Genomic DNA, 17,415 nt, shown 5'->3' on the forward strand with positions numbered 1-17,415 from the left:
TCGGCAAACGACCGTCGTCAGCAGAGGGGAATCAACCACCATGCCTCACGGCGAAGCCGCTGTGCCGCTGCGCTCCCTCAACGCGGCCGAGTGGGACCGCACTTACGGTTCCGCCGTCGCCGGCTGGGACGAGGAGCCGCCGCCCGTGCTCGGTGAACTCCTCGCCGAGCACGCCCCGCCCCCGGCCCACGTACTGGACGTCGGCTGCGGGCTCGGCACCACTGCGCGGTGGCTCGCCGACCGCTCGTACACGGTGACGGCCTGCGACTTCTCGGCCCGGGCCATCGCTGCGGCCCGGCGCCGCACCCCGGCCGGTTCGGCGGTGCGGTACGAGGTTCTTGACGTCACCGACCACACTCCCCCGGGCCCGTTCCCGGTGGTCCTCGACCGCGGTGTGCTGCACACCCGCCCCACGCGGCACGAGCGCCGTACGTTCGCCGTGGCGATGGCCCGGATGTGCCGGCCCGGCGGGCTGTGGATCCACGTCGGGGCCGCCGCGCTCAGCGAGGAGGACGCCCTCGACCAGTCCAGCGGACCGTCCTGGACCACCGAGGAGAGCTTCCGCTCCGCCGTGACCTCCTGGTTCACGGTGCTCGACCTGCGCATCGCGGATTTCGGCCGCCGGAAGGGCGTCACGGACTGGCCCGCCCGGTACGCAGTGCTCCGGCGGAACCAAGACTGACCAGGTGGCCGCCCCTATTTCCCGCGCAGCAACGCGCACACGAAGTTCTCCTCCACCGTCCGCAGCCGCGCCAACAGCTTCGGCTTGTTCGTCTTGTTGATCTGGGTGGTGAGGGAGACGGTCAGCGACCGCTTGCCGTCCGGGGTGGCGGCGATCAGCTGCGTGTAGCCGGGGAAGTTGCCCGTATGGCCGTACACCACGCCGCAGCGCGTGCTGTACCGGAAGAGGGCGAGACCGGCCTTGTTCTGCCCGGGGCCCGCGGGTTCGGATGCGCCGTTCACCCAGTGCAGCTGCTGGTCCCGGGTGCGGTCGGAGATCAGCTTTCCGCCCGCGTAGCCGCGGATGAAGGCCGTCATGTCCTTCGGTGTCGAGACGATCCCGCCCGACGCCCACACGCCCGACGCGCTCAGCACCTCGCTGACGTCCTCGGGCGGGTTCGACGGGGTGACGTCGTAGCCGTGCATGTACGGCTGGGGCATCCGGTAGCCCTGCGGCAGGCTGGTGCCGCGCAGGTTCAGCGGGCGGTACACGAGCCTCTCCAGCAGGGCCTCGTAACGCTGTCCCGTCGCCGCCTCGGCCATCAGGGCCACGGCGATGTTGTCGGAGTTGGAGTACGCGTACCGGGATCCCGGGCGGAACGCCAGCGGCTCGTCGGCGGCGAAGTCCAGCAGCCGGCGGGAGTCGAAGTGGCGGCGCGGATCCTCGGTCACCAGCTTCAGGAACTCCGGGCTCGCGCTGAAGTCCGGCAGGCCGCTGGTGTGGTTCAGGAGCTGCCGCAGCGTGACCCGGTGCCAGGCGCGCGGCAGCCGGGGAAGCACCTTGCCGATGGTGTCGTTAAGGCGCAGCTTGCCGCGGTCGACGAGCCGGAGGGCGACCGCGCCGCTGTACGCCTTGGCCGTGCTGGCGATGCGCATGTGGTCGGTGACCCGGATCGGCCGGCCGGAGCCGGTCTCGGCGACGCCGGCCCGGTACACCTCGGTGCGGGATCCGCGCTTGAGGACGGCGATCGCTCCGGGCGGGCCGTCGGGCGCGGTGGTCAGTTCCCGCAACTGCTGTCGCAGTGCGCGGCTGTCGTCGGCGGGGTCGGGGGCTTTGGCGGCCTGGGCCGGGGCCTGCACGAGGCCGGTGACACATGCGGCGGCCAGCAGGGCGACGAGGGGGAGGCGGAGCTGCGGGGATCGGGAAAGCGGCACGGGATGGCTCCTGGAGCGGCAGCGCGAGGGGACGGGCGTCCAGCTTCACCCGGCGGTCGGGAATCCGCGCGCGGCTCTGCTCCATCCGGCCGCGGGTCCCGTTGTACGGGGGTACGGGGGTACGGGGGTACGGGGACGGTACGCGGGTCCGCGCCGAGCCCGACCCCGCCACTCCACGCCACGCCCCACCCCGCTCAGCCCACCACCGTGACCCGCACCCCCAGGTCGCCCAGGGCCGACAGCTCCCCCGTGGGTGCGTGGGAGTCGGTGATGAGGGTGTGCACGCCGGCCGCGGGGCAGATCTTGGCGAAGGTGGTCCTGCCGATCTTGGAGTGGTCGGCGACCACGACGGTACGGCTGCCGTGGGCGGCGAAGGCGCGGTCGGTCGCGGCCTCCAACTGGTCGTACGTGGTGCAGCCGTGGGCCGCGCTGATGCCGTCCACGCCGAGGAAGGCGATGTCCGTGTGGTGGTCGGCGAGGGTCTTCTCGGCGATGGGGCCGACGAGTTCGTAGCTCTGGCTGCGGGCGGTCCCGCCGATCACGATCAGCGTGACGTGCGGGCGGAGCACCAGGTTCGCCGCGATGTTGACGGCGTTGGTGACGATGGTGACCGGGCCCCGGTCGGCGAGGATACGGGCCACTTCGGTGGTGGTGGTGCCGCCGGTGAGGCCGACCACCGCGCCGTCGGGCACGAGGGCGGCGGCGGCTCGTGCGATGGCCTGTTTCTGCGGGGAGCGCTGGTCGGCGCGGTGCTGGAGGGGGAGCTCGATGCTCGATCCGCTGGGGAGCGCGCCGCCGTGCGTACGGTCGAGCAGCCGCTGCTCGCTCAGGTGCCGCAGATCGCGGCGGACCGTGGCCTGCGAGACGCCGAGCAGCCGCGCGAGCTGCGTCACGTCGGCGCTGCCCTGCGCGGCGACGTGATCGAGTATCCGCGCGTGGCGGTCGCTTCTGAGCACGCGGTGAGCATAGGTCTGACGAGCACGTTCGCTCAGGGATCGCGCACAATTCACGCGTGCTGATGCGCGGTTGAGCGGTGATTCGGTCAAAACCGATCTCTTGACATGGCTGAAGGGGATCGCTTTACTCCCTGGCAACGCCGGTGTCGAGCACGCGGCGCAGAGGTACGCCCAGCCGGTAGTTGGCCTTCGCCATGAGCCCGGACTGAGTCGCCAGGGCCCTTCGGGGGTTCCGAGGCGGGGCCGTGCCCTCCACAGCTGGAGCTCACCGATGAGCCTCAACCATGTTGTGCGCAGGTGTATGACGGCGGCCGCGGCCCTCACGGCCACCGCGGCGGCCTGCCTGCTCGCCCCCTCCTCCGCTGCGGCCGGTCCGTCGGACGTCGAACTGCCCTCCCCGCGGGCCGGTTTCGACTACCAGATCGGCGGCGCCTACAGCCCGCCCGCCGGCGTGCGCACCGTCAGCCGCGACCGCGGCGCCTCCCCCGCCGCCGGCCTGTACAACCTCTGTTACGTCAACGCCTTCCAGGCCCAGCCGGGCGCCGAGCAGGAGTGGGACCCCGACCTGCTGCTGCGGGACGCGAACGGTGACGTCGTCTACGACGGCGACTGGGGCGAGGCCGTCCTCGACATCCGTACCGCCGGCAAGCGCCAGCGGATCGCCGCCAAGGTCAACGGGTGGATCGACTCCTGCGCCGACAAGGGTTTCCAGGCCGTCGAGCCCGACAACTACGACACGTACACCCGCTTCCCCGACCACCTGAAGGCGGGCCAGGCCAAGGCCTTCATCGCGCTGCTGTCCGCGCACGCCCACGACAAGGGGCTGGCCGTCGCGCAGAAGAACACGCCGGATCTGGCGGCCGACCGCGAGGAGACCGGCCTCGACTTCGCCGTCGCCGAGGAGTGCGGGGAGTGGGACGAGTGCGGGAAGTACACGGACGCGTTCGGTGACCACGTCCTCGTCGTCGAGTACTCGGCCGACGGTCTGCGCAAGGCCTGCGCGGGCTGGGGCGACCGGCTGAGCATCGTCCGCCGCGACGTCGGCGTCTCGCCCGCGGGCGGCAGCGGGTATCTCCGGCAGACCTGCTGAGCGGTATCGGCGCATCACCGCCCGCGGAGTGCCTTCCGCCGGATCGCCGACCGCCGGGTTCCGGACGTCCGGGACCCGGCGCCCCCGCCACCCGCGCCCCCTTCTCCGCCTCGCGCCCGACCCCCTGGAGGTAGTGATGTCAGCAGTCCCCCGCGCGCCCGGCGCCGTGACGCGGCGCGGTGTGCTGCGCGTCGGCGGAGCCGGCGCGCTCGCGGCGGCCGGCGGCGGCCTGGCCGGCTGCGCGGCGGGCGCCGCCGACGGAGTGGGTGACGACGGCCGCGTCACGATCCAGATGTGGCACGGCCAGAACGACACCGCGGCCAAGGTCATCAAGAGCCTCGCCGCCGAGTTCGAACGCGCCCACCCCGACATCCGCGTCGACATGGGCGGCGGCGTGCTGGCCGACGCCATGCTGCAGAAGGTGACGGCCGCGCTCGCCTCCGGCGCCTACCCCGACATCGCCTACGTCTTCGGCTCCGACCTCGCCAGCGTGGCCCGGAGCCCGCAGGTGGTCGACCTGACCGAGGCAATGGAGCGGGGGCCGACGCCGTGGCGCAACTATCACGCGCCGGCCCGCGAGGCGGTCACGATCAACGGCCGGATCCGCGCGGTGCCCGCCCTCCTCGACGCCCTCGCCGTGGTCTGCAACAAGAAGGTGTTCGCCGAGGCCGGGGTCGAACTGCCCGAACCGGGCTGGACCTGGCGCGAGTTCACCGACACCGCGCGCCGCCTCACCGACGCGGGCAAGGGGCGGTTCGGCACCGGCTGGCCCGGCACCGGCGACGAGGACACCGTGTGGCGGCTGTGGCCGCTGGTGTGGGACCTCGGCGGCGAGGTGATCGCGGAGGACGGGCGGAGCATCGGCTTCGAGAAGGAGGGCGTCCGCGCCCTGGAGGTCGTCAAGGAGCTGGCGGACGACAAGAGCGTCTACATCGACCCCAAGCCCGGCAGCGAGCAGATGTACCAGGTCTTCCTCTCCGGGCGGATGGGCATGGTGCCGACCGCGCCCTGGCAACTGCCGGACATCGAACAGGCCGAGCTCGACTACCACGTCGTCCCGCTGCCGACCTTCAGCCGCCGCCCCCTGACCATCTCCGGGCCCGACACCTGGACGCTGTTCGACAACGGCGCCGCCCGGGCGAAGGCCGCCCGCACCTTCGTCACCTGGCTGACCCAGCCCGCCCAGGACAGCCGCTGGGACGTGGAGGCGGGCAGCCTGCCGCTGAGTCGCCGCAGCGAGGACCGCCCGGCCTGGCGCACGCACTCCGCCCGTACCCCCGGCCTGTCCGTGTTCACCGAGGCGGTCGCCTCGGCACGCGTACGCCCCGTGCACCCGGCCTACCCCCGCGTCTCGCGGGCCCTGGGGCAGGCCGTCGTCGCCGTACTGCTCGGCCGCAAGAGCCCTGCGGACGCGGTGCGTTCCTGCGCCGAGGAGTCCAACGCCGCTCTGCTGATACCGCGTTGAGGACCTGACATGCCCCGACTTCCCGCACCGCTGACCCTGCCGCAGCACCCGAGAGAGCCCAAGAACCCCAAGGAACCCGTGCGGTTGCCGGGCTCCCGGGATCAGGAGGAGCCGCACAACCGGCCGGAGCCGTATGCGTTGCGCCGACGACGCCGCAAGGAGGCGGCCACGGCCTGGGCGTTCGTCTCGCCCGCCGTGCTCGTCATCCTCGGCCTGAGCGTGCTGCCGGTCATCTGGTCGCTGCTGCTGTCCTTTCAGGCCAACGACCTTGTCACGCCCAGCCGTTGGGTGGGACTCGACAACTACCACGCCCTGCGTCAGGACCCGAACTTCCATCAGGCCGTGCGGAACACCGTCCTCTACACGGTGTTGTACGTGCCCCTCAGCATCGCCATCGGGCTCGCCCTGGCCCTCGCGCTCAACCGGCGCATCCGCTTCGTCGGGCTCTACCGGACGCTGTTCTTCGTCCCGTTCGTCATCTCCGCCACCGCGCAGGGCGTGCTCTTCTCCTTCATCCTCGACCCGGAGTTCGGGGCCGCCAACTCCCTCCTGCACCACGTGGGCATCTCGCCGCAGGGCTTCCTCAGCGACCCCTCACAGGCACTGCCCCTGCTGGTCGTCATCACCCTGTGGAGCGGCACGGGCCTGTGCACCGTCATCTATCTGGCGGCGCTCCAGGACGTCCAGCAGTCCCTGGTCGAGGCCGCGCGCCTCGACGGCGCCGGGCGGGCGCAGATCCTGCGGCACGTGACGCTGCCCGCGCTCACACCGGTGAGCGTGTTCCTGCTGCTGTGGCAGACCATCCAGTCCCTGCAGGTCTTCGACCTCGTCTACGTGACCACCAAGGGCGGGCCCCTCGGCTCGACCACCGTCATCGTCTACTTCATCTGGGAGCAGGCCTTCAAGGAGTTCACCGCCGGGTACGGGGCGGCCGCCGCCTACGTCCTCGCCCTGGCGCTGCTGCTCGCGGCCCTCGTGGTGCGCGTGGTCCGCCGCGAGCGCACCCCTCGTACGAAAGCAGCCGCCTCATGACCGCGACCACCACCGAACCGTCACCGCTCGCCTCCCGTCCGACGGCCGTGCCGACCGCGCGGCGCCGGCCCCGACTCCCGTTCAGCGGCCGGCACTTGCTGCTCGCGCCGCTGGCCGCGCTGTTCGCGCTGCCGCTGGTGTGGCTCGTGCTGAGCTCGCTGATGAGCGACGCCGAGATCAACCGCTTCCCGCCGGCGCTCTGGCCCTCGAAGATCGACCTGGGCGGGTACGGCTACGTCCTCGGCAACGCCATGTTCCCGCGCTGGCTGCTGAACTCGGTGATCGTCTCCGCGGTCGCCGTCGCGTCCAACCTGGTGTTCGGGGTGCTCGGCGGCTACGCGTTCGCCCGGATGCGGTTCGCCGGTTCGCGGGTGCTGCTCGTCCTGATGCTCGCGACGATGGCGATCCCCTTCCAGCTGACGATGATCCCCACCTTCCTGGTCATGAAGAAGCTCGGGCTCATCGACACGCTCGGCGCGCTGATCGTGCCCGCGCTCGTCACGCCCTTCGCGGTGTTCCTGCTGCGGCAGTTCTTCCTCTCGCTCCCCCGCGAGCTGGAGGAGGCCGCGTGGATCGACGGCTGCTCCCGGCTGCGGGTCATCTGCTCGATCGTGCTGCCGCTCGCGAGGCCCGCGCTCTCCACGGTCGCCGTGCTGACGTTCCTGACCACGTGGAACGACCTGACCTGGCCGCTGATCGCCATCAACCACGACACGCAGTACACGCTGCAACTGGGCCTGACCACCTTCCAGGGACAGCACCACACGCGGTGGTCGGCGGTGATGGCGGGCAACGTCCTGACGGTCCTTCCGGTACTGGTCGCGTTCCTCTTCGCGCAGAAGGCCTTCATCCGTTCGGTGACGTCCAGCGGTATGAAGGGGTGAGAGCGCCCTTCAAATCGGGTCGGCCCGCGCGACCTCCCTTTGCCGCCTTCTTTCCGTCTTACGTCCATTCGAAGGACAGCGATGCCCACCGCGTACGACCTGCTCGTCATCGGAGACGCCAACCCCGACGTCGTCCTCGGCCCGCTCACCGAACCGCTCGGCTTCGGCCAGCGCGAACAGCTCACCGACTCCGGCTCCCTCGTCGTCGGCGGCTCCGCCGCGATCATGGCCTGCGGGGCCGCCCGCCTCGGCCTGCGCGTGGCCTTCGCGGGCCGCGTCGGGGACGACGACGCGGGACGGTATCTGCGCGACGCCCTCACCGCGCACGGTGTCGACACCCGGGCCCTGACCCTGGACCCCGACCGGCCCACACCGCTGACCGTCGTCCTCACCCGCGGCGACGACCGCGCCATCCTCACGGCGCCGGGCACCCTCACCACCACCAGCGGCCGCGACGTCCCCCACGAGCTGCTGGCCGGCGCCCGGCACGTCCACGCGGCCTCGTACTTCCTGCAGCCGAGGCTCGCCGAGGACCTGCCGGCGCTGTTGCGCACCGCCCGCGGCCACGGTGCCACGACGTCCCTCGACACCCAGGACGACCCGTCCGGACGCTGGGACGGGGCCGCCCTCGACGCGGTCCTGGCCCAGACCGACATCCTGCTGCCCAACGCCCGGGAGGCCATGCACCTCGCGGGCCCCGCCGCCGACACCCCGCAGCGGGCCGCCGCGCTCCTCGCCGGCCGTGTCCCGCTCGTCGCCGTCAAGAACGGCGCGGACGGCGCCCTGTGCCACGACGGCCGCTCGCTGCTGAGCGCACCGGGCATCGCCGTGACGCCGACGGACACGGTCGGCGCCGGGGACAGCTTCGACGCCGGATTCGTCGCCGCCACTCTGCGCCATCAACCTCCGCACCGGGCACTGCAGTTCGCGGCCGTGTGCGGTGCCCTGTCCACGAGGGCCCCGGGTGGCACGGCCGCCCAGCCCACCTGGGACGAAGCCCTCGCCCATCTCTCTCCCACCGGAGCGCACGCGTCATGACCCGACCCAAGATCGTCTTCATCGGCGCAGGAAGCGTCGTCTTCACACAGGGGCTGCTCGCCGACCTCTTCGCCTTCCCCGAGCTGAAGAACGCGCACATCGCCCTGCACGACATCGACGCCGAGCGGCTGGCCACCGCCGAGGCCGCGGCCCGCCGCATCGCGCGCGAGCTGCGCGCCGATCCTCACATCAGCGCCCACGCCGACCGCAGGGAATCCCTGACCGGCGCCGACTTCGTCATCAACATCGTGCAGATCGGCATGGGCGAGTCCACGCGTACGGACTTCGACGTCCCCGCCCGGTACGGGGTGCGGCAGACCATCGGCGACACCCTCGGCGTCGGCGGCATCTTCCGCGCCCTGCGGACCTTCCCGTTCCTGAAGCGGCTCGGCGCGGACATCGCCGAACTCTGCCCCGACGCCTGGCTGCTCAACTACACCAACCCCATGGCCATGAACGTCCAGTACCTCACCGAGGCCACCGGCCTGACCAAGGTGGTCGGCCTGTGCCACTCGGTGTACTGGACCATGCAGGACCTGGCGAAGCTCGTGGGCGTCCCCTACGAGGAGATCACCTACCGGGCCGCCGGCGTCAACCACCAGGCGTGGGTGCTGCGTTTCGAGCACGGGGGCACCGACCTCTACCCCCGCCTCGACGAACTCATCGCGCGGGACGAGCAGTTGCGGCGCCGGGTACGGGTCGACATGTACCGGCGGCTCGGCCACTACCCGACCGAGACCAGCGAGCACTCCTCGGAGTACGTGCCCTGGTATCTGCACCACGACAGCGAGATCGAGCGGCTGCGGCTGCCGGTCGGCGCCTACCTCGGCATCGTCGACGAGAACGTCGCCGAGTACCGGCGCACCCGTGACGCGCTCGCCGCCGACGCCCCGCTCGCCGTCGAGGGCACCATGGAGTACGCCCCGCAGATCATCCACAGCATGGTCACCGGCACGCCGCGCACGGTGTACGGCAACGTCCCGAACCGTGGCCTGATCGACAACCTGCCGGCCCACGGCGTGGTCGAAGTGCCCTGCCTGGTCGACGCGGCGGGCATCCAGCCGACCCGCGCCGGTGCTCTGCCGCCGCAGCTGGCGGCGCTCAACCGTACGTATCTGAGCATGAACGACCTCGTCGTCCGAGCGGCCCTCGACGAGGAGCCGCGCCACATCCGGCACGCGGCCATGACGGATCCGGCCACGGCGGCGGCCTTGACGGCGGATCAGATCTGGCGGCTGTGCGACGACATGGTGCGGGCGCACTCGGATCTTCTGCAGCCGGCGTTGCGGGTGACGCTGGTGGACGACTGAGCCTCCGGGGGGCGGTTGGGCCGAGGGGCCGAGAGGATGGCTGGGCAGCGCGGATCACCGTGGCGTTGGCTGCCCCTCGTACATCCGAGTATCCGACTCGTAGCGCCGCCGTCCCCTCCCTCACTCCCGGACCTGCGCCTCTCACCCACGTACCTGTCCGTCCCGCTCACCCCGTACAGAAAGCGACCCTCATGTCCCACACGCCCCCCACATCCCCCGCACCCTCCGCGTCTCTCACGAGCCAGGAGATCGCCACTCAGCCGCAGTGCTGGAAGAACGCGCTCGAACTCCTCCCCGACATCGCCCCCGCGCTGCCCGCGAAGGGCGAGCACGTCGCCGTGATCGGGTGCGGGACCTCGCTGTTCATGGCCCAGGCCTACGCCCATCTGCGCGAGGACGCCGGACACGGGCCCACCGACGCCTTCCCCGCGTCGGCCGCGCGACTGAGCCGGCGCTACGACAGGATCGTCGCGCTGACCCGCTCCGGCACCACCACCGAGATCCTCACCGCGCTGGCCGGCGCCGACCCGGCCGCCCGCGTCACCACGATCACGGCGGTGCCCGACTCGCCGGCCGCGCGCGTGGCCCACGACGTCATCGCGCTGGAGGAGGCCGACGAACGCTCCGTCGTCCAGACCCGCTACCCCACCACCCAACTGATGCTGCTCATGGCCCACTTGGGCAACGCCGTCGAACAGGCGCAGGCGGATGCCGTGACCGCACTCGGCGCCCCGCTCGACCCGGAACTGCTGGGCGCCGAGCAGATCACGTTCCTCGGTGACGGCTGGCATGCCGGGCTCGCCCATGAGGCCGCCCTCAAGGTGCGCGAGGCCGCGGCCCACTGGACGGAGTCCTACCCGGTCCCGGAGTACCGGCACGGCCCCATCGCCGTCGCGGCCCCCGGCCGGGCCGTGTGGAGCCTGTCCCCGCTGCCCGCGGAGCTCGCGCGGCGCATCGAGGCCACCGGCGCCCACCTGCGGCAGCCGGAGTTCGACCCGCTCGCGGAACTCGTCCTCGCGCAGCGTCTGGCCGTGCGGCTGGCCGAGGACGCGGGCCGCGACCCCGACCGCCCGGCCCACCTGACGCGCTCCGTGGTCCTGTCCTGACCGACGCGCCCCGCTCGCTCGCCCGTGGTCCCCCTCCCCCTCCTCCTGCTTCCCCTCCTGTCCACTGTCCGCCGAACCCGGGACGCACACCATGCCTCTGGTCAGCCCGTACGACATGCTCCACAGCACCTGCGCCGCGGTGGGCGCCTTCAACGTGGCCCTCATCGAGCAGTTGGAGGCCATCCTCATCGGCGCCGAGCGGGAACGGCTGCCGGTGATCGTGCAGATCAGCGAGAACGCCGTCGCCCACCACGGCTCCCTGGGCCCGCTCGCGGCGGCGGCCCGTACCGCTCTCGGCGACTCGTGCGTGCCGGCAGCCCTGCATCTGGACCACGCCACCCGCCCCGAGCTCATCGAGGAGGCGGTCTCCCTGGGCTTCACGTCCGTGATGTACGACGGTGCCGCGCTGTCCTGGCAGGAGAACGTCGCCCACACCCGCCGCATCGCGCGCCACTGCCGGGAGCACGGCGTGTTCCTGGAGGCGGAGCTCGGCGAGATCGGCGGCAAGGACGGCGCGCACGCGGCCGGGGTGCGCACCGATCCCGGCGAGGCGGCGCGGTTCGTGGCGGACACCGGTGTGGACGCCCTCGCGGTGGCCGTCGGCACGTCCCACCACATGACGGAACGCACTGCCCGCCTCGACCTGGCGCTCGTAAGGGAGTTGCGGGTGGCGGTGCCGGTGCCGCTCGTCCTGCACGGTTCGTCGGGGGCCGACGACGCGATGCTGGCCGCGGCGGCGACGGCGGGCATCCGGAAGATCAATGTCTCGACCCACCTCAACGCGGTCTTCACCGCGGCGGTGCGCGATGTGCTGACGTCCGGGCCCGAGGTCGTCGATCCCCGGCGCTATGTGAGCCGGGGGCGCGAGGCGATGGCCAAGGAGGTGGCCAGGCTGCTGCGGCTCTTCGCATCGTCGGTGCCTTCGTCGGTGCCTTCGTCGGTGGCTGCCGTAGATTGACGTCATGTCTTCGGTACTTGTGGTGGGTTACGACCCGCAGGCGATTCCCGGCGTCGACGCGGAGGGCCTTCGTCAGGCCCTTGACCAGGAGCTGGCCCGGTTCGGGGAGCACGGCATCGACGCGGCCATGACGCTGGTCGTGTTCGGGGAGACGGCCGAGCCCACGCTCGTCGCGTCACTGACCGAGCGGGCGTGGGACGTGGTGGTCGTCGGCGCGGGGATACGCAAGACGGAACAGTTGCTGCCGCTCTTCGAGCAGACGGTGAACCTGATCCGGCGTCATGCGCCGCAGGCGGCAGTCGCGTTCAACACGAACGGCGGGGACACCCTGGAGGCGGCTCAACGCTGGCTCAACGCCCCAGGTCACCCGATGCGCTCCAACGCCTTGCGGGCGGCGAGGTAGCCGGCGATTTTGAACGCCAGCTCGTGGGAGCCGAACGCATCGGCGCGGGCGCGTCGCAGCACCACCCGCGTGGCGGTCACGATTCCGTGTTCGGGCAGGCTCAGTTGTTCCTGGATGCCGGCGGCGACGGCCGCGAAGAAGAGGGGCAGGTCCTCGGCAGGCTCGTACTCCACCGTAAGACCGGGAGCCGTCTGAAAGACGAAGCCCTCGGCCGCGGGCTCGAAATCGACCTCGACTTCAGCGAATTGCGGCGCGCAGTTCTGCTTTTGGTGCAGCACGCGCACGCCACGGATCGGATACGGCGGAAACCGGGGCGACTCTGACGTCATGCCGGAACGCTACCCAAAGAGGCGGGGGTCAGCTCGGCTTGACGGCCAACGTCGCAAAGTAATGCGACATGTACTGGGCGGATGCGTTGGATTGGTGCGGCGCTTCCGAGAAGCCGGTGAGGACGAACCCCGCGGCGAGCTGCCCGGTGATCTGGTCGGTGAGGGTGTGGCTGTATTCGAGTGGGGCTTCCGCGCCGAACTTCGTGGCGCGTTCCTCGGCGGAGTAGTGCGTGAGGTCGCTGTAGGGCAGCTTGTGCACGACGTTCAGTTCGCCGCGCTGGTCGAGCGCCTCGTGGTCGAACAGATACACATCGGGGTTGAGGAAGCCCGCGAGCAGAGTTCCGCCCGGTCGCAGGACGCGGAAGCACTCACGCCATACCGCCGCCACGTCCGGTACGAACGGGTTGGAGACCGGATGGAATACGACGTCGAACGTCGCGTCGCCGAAGGAGCTGAGGTCACGCATGTCGCCGAGGACGGTGCGCAGTTCGAGTCCGTCGCGTTCCGCCACCATCTGATCCTGGCCGAGCTGGCGGGGCGAGTTGTCGAACACGGTGACGCGGGCCCCCGCGGCGGCGAGGATCGGCCCCTGCTGGCCGCCGCCGGAGGCCAGGCACAACAGGTCCTTGCCGGTCAGGTCCGTCGGCAGCCAGGAGCGGTCGACCGGCTCATGCCCGATGAGCACCACCGACCAGTCGCCGTTGCGGGCGCGCGCGACATCCGCGGAACTCACGGGCCGCGACCACTCGTTGCCATCCTGGACACACTTGTCCCAGGCGGCCCGATTGTGGGCAACCGGATCGACACCAGTCTCACTGTCCTGCACGTCCAACTCCCTGCAAGTTCGGTGCCGCCAGCCAACACGATGGCGGGGCGCGGGATCAACGAGATTAGCGGGCGTGGAGGTGGGCCGAACGCTCCAGACCCGACGCGCGAGGGCATCGGCGAGATCAACGGTGTCGTTGGCACACAGGAGGTAGAGGGCTGACCGCGCTTCCTGCATCTGGTTCACCAACTCATTGGCTCCGGGACCGCCGTCGCCGCCCAGCTGTGTTCCCGTGAGGCAGTCGAGTAGCTGAACCACAGCTGTGTTGCAGCCCCACCGACGGCCAGCGTTCTTGACCATGACTCGCCCGCCGGCCGGCAGCACAGGTCGACCCAAGGTTCAGTCCCTGCGCGGGCCGGACAGGCGCTGGGCTTCGGCGATGACGTTCGCGTCGATCTCGGCCAACGTCCTGGCCTCGTCACCGGTCTCGTATGCAGCGCTGTCGTAAGCGTCATCGAGCTCGGCGAGGCGCACGGCCAGGGGTAGTTGGTGGCTGAAGCGTTGATGGATTCGCAGAGCGAGTTCGCGTGGGGTCAGCTTTCCTGTCAGCAACTGGCGCGCCAGCGCCCGCACCGCGGCATCCTGCCTGGCCTCGACGTCGACGTCTTGCGGGTAGAACACCCGGTCCAGTTCGTCGAGTACGGCGGGGAGTAGATCAGGCATCTCGTAATCCGCCTCGGTGCGCGTGCAGCCGGCCAGGATGCGGAGCGTGGGACTGTCGAGTCCCACGACTAACGCGGCGCAGGCAGCCTCAACGATCTCGTACGCGCCGACCTCGCCGACGCTCCAGAGCGCCGCCAGGTCTTGCAGGTCATCCGCTGCGGATTCGTTCCTCGATATCTGCGGCTGCACGTCGTCCTCCCCTGCGGCTCCACTCATACCGGCCTCGCCGCCAGCAGCCGGACGCCGAGCCACTGTTCCGCGCCGTAGGCCTCGTACCGTTCCTCCTCACGGAAGCCCAGTCTTGACGCCAGGCGCATCGAGCGTGTGTTGGCGGTCTGCGTGGCGAGCACCACCGGTTCGCCCGGAAGCGCGGTGGCGAACCAGTCGAGTGCCGCCGCGCACGCCTCGGCGGCGTACCCGTGGCCCCACACCTCCGGCAGGGAGTCCGGCGACGCCAGCAGGTCTATGAGTGCGGCACGGTCCCGGCGTTCCGGTTCTCGGACGACGAGTCTCTCGGTCTGGATCGGAGCAGGGGGGCCAGGCGATGGGGCCGAGCTCAGGCACGTCGAGCATGTCCAGCAGCCAAGCACCGGGCTCAGCGGCCATCAAGGCCTTCCGGCCAACCGTCACGTCATACCGCTGAACACGACTCGCGCCCCATCCGTATCCAGAGGCCTTACACGGTTCCAGGAGCCATACGCGGCTTCAGGCACCCTGCACGTTCCGGAACCCGCACAGGAGGCGACGAGTTGAGGCACAAGCGGATAACCAGGCGCAAGGCCGTCCTGACAGGAGCTGCTGCCATGAGCGTCCTGACGACAGCCCTGCTGTTGCAGCATGCCGACGCGTCGCAAACCGGGAAGCCCAGCCGAGCCGGTCAGCACGGCATGCCCGACCTACGGAAAGGGACGAACGTGCGCAAAAGCGCCCGTGAACTTCACGCCGCCGCACGCACGTTGGCCGACCGTGCCACCATGCCCGGCACTTCGTGGGCCGTTGATCCCCGGACCCGTCAAGTCCTGGTCACAGCCGACCGTACGGTCGTCGGCAAGCGGTGGGACCGGCTTGAGGCGGTCGTCGGATCCCTTGGCGCCGGGATGGCCCGCATCCAGAAGTCCGCGGGCGAGTTCAAGACGTTCGCCGCAGGCGGTGACGCCATCTTCGGGGGCGGCGCGCGCTGTTCCCTCGGCTTCAACGTGACGACGGAGGACGGCAGCCCCGGCTTCCTCACCGCCGGCCACTGCACCGTCGCCGCCCAGGCGTGGTCGGCGGAAGCGGAAGGCGCACCCATCGGTACCGTCCAGGCCGCGACGTTCCCGGGCGACGGCGACTTCGGGCTTGTCACCTACGACGACGCGGCCACGGATGCCCCGAGCGTCGTCGATACGGGGGACGGCCGGACCACCCAAATCGTGCGGGCCGCCGACGCGACGGTGGGGCTGGAAGTGTCCCGCATGGGCAGCACGACGGGCCTCCAAGACGGCGTGGTCACCGGGCTCGACGCCACGGTGAACTACCCGGAAGGTACCGTCACTGGCCTCATCCAGACCGATGTCTGCGCGGAACCGGGCGACAGCGGCGGCCCGTTGTTCACGGTTGACGATGGCGGTACCGGAAACGCGGTCGGCCTCACCTCGGGCGGCAGCGGCGACTGCACCGCGGGCGGCGAGACCTTCTTCCAGCCCGTCTCCACCGCGCTCAGCGCCGTCGGCGCAGAGATCGGCGACGGCGCCGGCAACAACGGCAGCAACAGCGACGGCGCCCCCAACCGCGACTGACCGTCGAGCAGAGGGCAGGCCCCGGAGGCGGGGACGCCACCCGCACCACGGGCACCTGACACGATACGGCCGTGCCCGCCTCCCCCGAACCTCCCGCGCAGCCCACCCTTCCGCTCCCCCTCCCCCTCGCCACCCCTGCCCACCTGAAGCCGCTGCTGCACGCTCTGACCGGCAACACCTCCGCCCCCGCGGACGTACTGCTGCGCCTGTCGGTGGCGGACATCGACCGGCGCGGCCTGGCCCGGCGCCCCGATCTGCCCGGTGACGTCGCGGCCGCTCTCGCCGCCGTCCCCGACTGGTCCGTGCGGTCGGAACTGGCCGGGAATCCACACCTTCCCGCCGCGGTTCAACGCGCCCTCGCGGACGATGACGACCCGCGGGTGCGAAGCCGACTGGCCGAAGGCGCCGAGTACTTCAGCACTTTCGGGCCGCGCGGAAACCGGCTCCCGGACCCACTTCCGTACGAGGTCTACGCACTTCTCGCCCGCGACCCGGCACCGAAGGTCCGCCGCGCACTGGCCTTCAACCGTCACCTGCCGGACGGCTTGCGCAGCAGGCTGCTCGATGACCCGGATCCCCGAACTGCCGCCCTCACCGCGGAGGAATGGCCCCACGTGCCGGGCGGCCGGATCGAGGAGTTCCTGACGAGGGGGACCGGTGGTTTCAGCCGGGAGCTGCTGCTGTGCCACCTCGACGGTCCGCTTCCCGCCGAGACAGCACGTGCCCTGCTCGCCGACATCGGCTCCCCCGCAAACGTCTCCTCGACGGGCGGTTCACCTGTCGACGCCTCCCCGGCAGGAGACTCTCGCGACACGAGCCTGATGCGAAAGATCGCCGAAGTCGCCGCGCTGGACGCCGAACTGACGGGACGTCTTCTCGCGCATCCGGATCTTCGTCCGGGCCTAGCGGCCAACCCCACCCTGGATCCCCGGCACATCGCGGAGCTCGCGGGTGATGCGGACAACGGCGTACGCGCCGCCGTCGTCGCCAGGCGCGGGCTCGACCCCGCGCTGCGTGAATCCATACCGGTCACCTACGAAGAGCGCAGCAGCGCCGTCGTCAACTGGTTGCTGACCGAGGAGTTGTCCGAGCAGGAGCAGTCGGCGTACGCCCGAAGCCGTCACCAGATACTCCGCAAGACCCTCGCCCTGCGGCCCGGCCTCTCGGACGAGGTCGTCCGGATCCTCGCCGATGACGAGAGCTTCGCCGTGCGGCTCTTCGTCTGCGAGCGGCAGCCGAACGCCCCCGGACCGCTGCTGGCCCGTATCGCCGAACAATGGACCGGCTACAGCCGTAGGGACATGCTCGCCCACCCGAACTTTCCCGCCGATGCCGCGGATCGCCTGGCCCGCTCCGGTGAATCCCAGGACCGCGCGGTCGCCGCGGCGCATCCTGGTCTGTCGTCCGAGCGGATCGAGGCGCTGCTCGTCGACGCCGAGGCCCCCGTACGACATCGCGCCGCGACCAATGGCGCCATCGAGGCCTCCCGGCTCGTCGAGCTGCTCGCGGGCGCCGATACGGCGGTCGCCTCGGGCGCTGCCGCGAACCCGCGGCTTCCCGCCGCCGCGATGCGCCTCGTGCTCGATCAGGCGGGGTGGTGACGACTGGGCGATACGGACGCGCCACCCCGGGAAGTACCGCCCCCGACTCTCCAGGCGCACGCCCCGCCCCTCCGCACCTCCGCGAAGCACGGCCTCCAGCA

17 protein-coding genes and 2 pseudogenes are annotated in these 17,415 nt (G+C 71.1%); 12 read left to right on the forward strand and 7 right to left on the reverse strand.

The window, feature by feature from the left end; genetic code table 11:
• Nucleotides 1–40: 40 nt before the first annotated feature.
• Complete coding sequence (locus tag ACFYO9_RS07475; RefSeq protein ID WP_355806541.1) at nucleotides 41–682, forward strand: class I SAM-dependent methyltransferase; 642 nt, start codon at nucleotides 41–43, stop codon at nucleotides 680–682.
• A 14-nt stretch (nucleotides 683–696) separates the two neighbouring features.
• Here ACFYO9_RS07475 and ACFYO9_RS07480 read toward each other — a convergent pair whose 3' ends face one another.
• Together ACFYO9_RS07480 and ACFYO9_RS07485 are read right to left on the reverse strand one after the other, a co-directional pair.
• Nucleotides 697–1,875 (reverse strand): serine hydrolase domain-containing protein, encoded by a 1,179-nt coding sequence (locus ACFYO9_RS07480; RefSeq protein WP_355806539.1) that lies wholly within the window; start codon nucleotides 1,873–1,875, stop codon nucleotides 697–699.
• Nucleotides 1,876–2,069: 194 nt separating this feature from the next.
• The gene (locus ACFYO9_RS07485) at nucleotides 2,070–2,831 is read right to left on the reverse strand and encodes a DeoR/GlpR family DNA-binding transcription regulator (protein ID WP_355806537.1); all 762 of its coding nucleotides are present in this window, start codon (nucleotides 2,829–2,831) and stop codon (nucleotides 2,070–2,072) included.
• Between the two features lie 271 nt (nucleotides 2,832–3,102).
• On the opposite strand from ACFYO9_RS07485, the gene ACFYO9_RS07490 reads away from it, so the two are divergent.
• The 9 genes from ACFYO9_RS07490 (at nucleotide 3,103) to ACFYO9_RS07530 (ending at nucleotide 12,117) form a co-directional block, all read left to right on the forward strand.
• Nucleotides 3,103–3,921, forward strand: a complete 819-nt coding sequence (locus ACFYO9_RS07490; RefSeq protein ID WP_355806535.1) for an endo alpha-1,4 polygalactosaminidase — start codon at nucleotides 3,103–3,105, stop codon at nucleotides 3,919–3,921.
• Nucleotides 3,922–4,057: 136 nt separating this feature from the next.
• Nucleotides 4,058–5,386, forward strand: coding sequence for an ABC transporter substrate-binding protein (locus ACFYO9_RS07495; RefSeq protein WP_355806533.1), 1,329 nt, complete (start codon nucleotides 4,058–4,060; stop codon nucleotides 5,384–5,386).
• A 9-nt stretch (nucleotides 5,387–5,395) separates the two neighbouring features.
• Entirely contained in the window at nucleotides 5,396–6,418 is a 1,023-nt protein-coding gene (locus ACFYO9_RS07500) for a sugar ABC transporter permease (RefSeq protein WP_358774287.1), read from the forward strand.
• Nucleotides 6,415–7,302, forward strand: coding sequence for a carbohydrate ABC transporter permease (locus ACFYO9_RS07505; RefSeq protein WP_358774285.1), 888 nt, complete (start codon nucleotides 6,415–6,417; stop codon nucleotides 7,300–7,302). Before ACFYO9_RS07500 ends, ACFYO9_RS07505 begins: the two co-directional genes overlap by 4 nt.
• A gap of 81 nt (nucleotides 7,303–7,383) precedes the next feature.
• Entirely contained in the window at nucleotides 7,384–8,340 is a 957-nt protein-coding gene (locus ACFYO9_RS07510) for a carbohydrate kinase family protein (RefSeq protein WP_358774283.1), read from the forward strand.
• Entirely contained in the window at nucleotides 8,337–9,650 is a 1,314-nt protein-coding gene (locus ACFYO9_RS07515; protein WP_355806526.1) for an alpha-glucosidase/alpha-galactosidase, read from the forward strand. Before ACFYO9_RS07510 ends, ACFYO9_RS07515 begins: the two co-directional genes overlap by 4 nt.
• Nucleotides 9,651–9,841: 191 nt before the next feature.
• Nucleotides 9,842–10,756 (forward strand): SIS domain-containing protein, encoded by a 915-nt coding sequence (locus ACFYO9_RS07520; RefSeq protein ID WP_355806524.1) that lies wholly within the window; start codon nucleotides 9,842–9,844, stop codon nucleotides 10,754–10,756.
• Between the two features lie 91 nt (nucleotides 10,757–10,847).
• On the forward strand, nucleotides 10,848–11,714 hold the full coding sequence (locus ACFYO9_RS07525) for a class II fructose-bisphosphate aldolase (RefSeq protein WP_355806522.1): 867 nt from the start codon (nucleotides 10,848–10,850) through the stop codon (nucleotides 11,712–11,714).
• A gap of 4 nt (nucleotides 11,715–11,718) precedes the next feature.
• Nucleotides 11,719–12,117 (forward strand): hypothetical protein, encoded by a 399-nt coding sequence (locus ACFYO9_RS07530; protein ID WP_355806521.1) that lies wholly within the window; start codon nucleotides 11,719–11,721, stop codon nucleotides 12,115–12,117.
• On the opposite strand, the gene ACFYO9_RS07535 is transcribed toward ACFYO9_RS07530, so the two are convergent.
• From ACFYO9_RS07535 to ACFYO9_RS07555, 5 genes and pseudogenes are all read right to left on the reverse strand, one after another.
• Complete coding sequence (locus tag ACFYO9_RS07535; RefSeq protein WP_355806519.1) at nucleotides 12,078–12,446, reverse strand: hypothetical protein; 369 nt, start codon at nucleotides 12,444–12,446, stop codon at nucleotides 12,078–12,080. The two genes, ACFYO9_RS07530 and ACFYO9_RS07535, sit on opposite strands and share 40 nt — an antisense overlap.
• Nucleotides 12,447–12,474: 28 nt before the next feature.
• The gene (locus tag ACFYO9_RS07540; protein WP_358774541.1) at nucleotides 12,475–13,272 is read right to left on the reverse strand and encodes a class I SAM-dependent methyltransferase; all 798 of its coding nucleotides are present in this window, start codon (nucleotides 13,270–13,272) and stop codon (nucleotides 12,475–12,477) included.
• 78 nt (nucleotides 13,273–13,350) lie between these two features.
• Nucleotides 13,351–13,545: pseudogene (locus tag ACFYO9_RS07545) on the reverse strand (hypothetical protein); the annotation flags it as partial.
• A gap of 66 nt (nucleotides 13,546–13,611) precedes the next feature.
• Nucleotides 13,612–14,124: a hypothetical protein gene (locus tag ACFYO9_RS07550; RefSeq protein ID WP_358774280.1), complete on the reverse strand. Its 513-nt coding sequence runs from the start codon at nucleotides 14,122–14,124 to the stop codon at nucleotides 13,612–13,614.
• Between the two features lie 23 nt (nucleotides 14,125–14,147).
• Nucleotides 14,148–14,499: pseudogene (locus tag ACFYO9_RS07555) on the reverse strand (GNAT family N-acetyltransferase).
• Between the two features lie 185 nt (nucleotides 14,500–14,684).
• Between ACFYO9_RS07555 and ACFYO9_RS07560 the strand changes: the two are divergent.
• Both ACFYO9_RS07560 and ACFYO9_RS07565 read left to right on the forward strand, forming a co-directional pair.
• Nucleotides 14,685–15,713: a S1 family peptidase gene (locus ACFYO9_RS07560; RefSeq protein WP_388666067.1), complete on the forward strand. Its 1,029-nt coding sequence runs from the start codon at nucleotides 14,685–14,687 to the stop codon at nucleotides 15,711–15,713.
• Nucleotides 15,714–15,784: 71 nt separating this feature from the next.
• A complete protein-coding gene (locus ACFYO9_RS07565; protein ID WP_358774278.1) occupies nucleotides 15,785–17,314 on the forward strand; it encodes a hypothetical protein in 1,530 nt (509 codons plus the stop codon).
• Nucleotides 17,315–17,415: the final 101 nt, after the last annotated feature.

It is taken from the genome of Streptomyces sp. NPDC005863, assembly GCF_042871345.1.
GTDB lineage: Bacteria > Actinomycetota > Actinomycetes > Streptomycetales > Streptomycetaceae > Streptomyces.

Coding starts and splice junctions, on each gene's coding strand:
- ACFYO9_RS07490 (WP_355806535.1), top strand. CDS start 3,103: ATGAGCCTCAACCATGTTGTGCGCAGGTGTATGACGGCGGCCGCGGCC.
- ACFYO9_RS07510 (WP_358774283.1), top strand. CDS start 7,384: ATGCCCACCGCGTACGACCTGCTCGTCATCGGAGACGCCAACCCCGAC.
- ACFYO9_RS07475 (WP_355806541.1), top strand. CDS start 41: ATGCCTCACGGCGAAGCCGCTGTGCCGCTGCGCTCCCTCAACGCGGCC.
- ACFYO9_RS07505 (WP_358774285.1), top strand. CDS start 6,415: ATGACCGCGACCACCACCGAACCGTCACCGCTCGCCTCCCGTCCGACG.
- ACFYO9_RS07495 (WP_355806533.1), top strand. CDS start 4,058: ATGTCAGCAGTCCCCCGCGCGCCCGGCGCCGTGACGCGGCGCGGTGTG.
- ACFYO9_RS07525 (WP_355806522.1), top strand. CDS start 10,848: ATGCCTCTGGTCAGCCCGTACGACATGCTCCACAGCACCTGCGCCGCG.
- ACFYO9_RS07530 (WP_355806521.1), top strand. CDS start 11,719: ATGTCTTCGGTACTTGTGGTGGGTTACGACCCGCAGGCGATTCCCGGC.
- ACFYO9_RS07515 (WP_355806526.1), top strand. CDS start 8,337: ATGACCCGACCCAAGATCGTCTTCATCGGCGCAGGAAGCGTCGTCTTC.
- ACFYO9_RS07535 (WP_355806519.1), bottom strand. CDS start 12,446: ATGACGTCAGAGTCGCCCCGGTTTCCGCCGTATCCGATCCGTGGCGTG.
- ACFYO9_RS07520 (WP_355806524.1), top strand. CDS start 9,842: ATGTCCCACACGCCCCCCACATCCCCCGCACCCTCCGCGTCTCTCACG.
- ACFYO9_RS07500 (WP_358774287.1), top strand. CDS start 5,396: ATGCCCCGACTTCCCGCACCGCTGACCCTGCCGCAGCACCCGAGAGAG.